1 protein-coding gene and 1 pseudogene are annotated in these 595 nt (G+C 60.8%); both read right to left on the reverse strand.

What is annotated here, in order from left to right; genetic code table 11:
• Positions 1 to 192 precede the first annotated feature (192 nt).
• Positions 193 to 297, reverse strand: a pseudogene (locus tag AC1RJ3_RS29630) (hypothetical protein); the annotation flags it as partial.
• Between the two features lie 193 nt (positions 298 to 490).
• Positions 491 to 595: hypothetical protein (locus AC1RJ3_RS29635; protein WP_493081995.1), on the reverse strand; the 105-nt coding region annotated here is incomplete at its 5' end.

The following is a 595-nucleotide window of genomic DNA, read 5'->3' on the forward strand; positions in this document are numbered from 1 at the left end:
CCCAGTTGGTACGGATCCCGAAGAAGAAAAAATAACTCCCCTAAACGCCAAACCCTGTGGCGAGGGAGCTTGCTCCCGCTAGGGCGCGAAGCGCCCCTAAAACTGCCAACTCGATTTGCCGGTTAAAAGTGCATGCAGGACTTTACGACGGCTACGCCGCCGAGCGGGAGCAAGCTCCCTCGCCACAGATGATCAAGCGTTACCCGCCAGCTTCATCCGCGCTGCCGCAGTGAAGTCGAGCATGCGCTTGAGCAGGCGAATCGCCTGAGGGATCAGCGCCAGCTCGACGAAGATCTCGCCCAGTTGGTACGGATCCCGAAGAAGCAAAAATAACCCGCCGAAACGCCAAACCCTGTGGCGAGGGAGCTTGCTCCCGCTGGGGCGCGAAGCGCCCCTAAAACTGCCAACTCGATTTGCCGGTTAAAAGTGCATGCAGGACGTTACGACGGCTACGCCGCCGAGCGGGAGCAAGCTCCCTCGCCACAGATGATCAGGCGTTACCCGCCAGCTTCATCCGCGCTGCCGCGGTGAAGTCGAGCATGCGCTTGAGCGGGCGAATCGCCTGAGGGATCAGCGCCGGCTCGACGAAGATCTC

The sequence above is a fragment of the Pseudomonas sp. GW822-FHT04C11 genome (assembly GCF_058800905.1).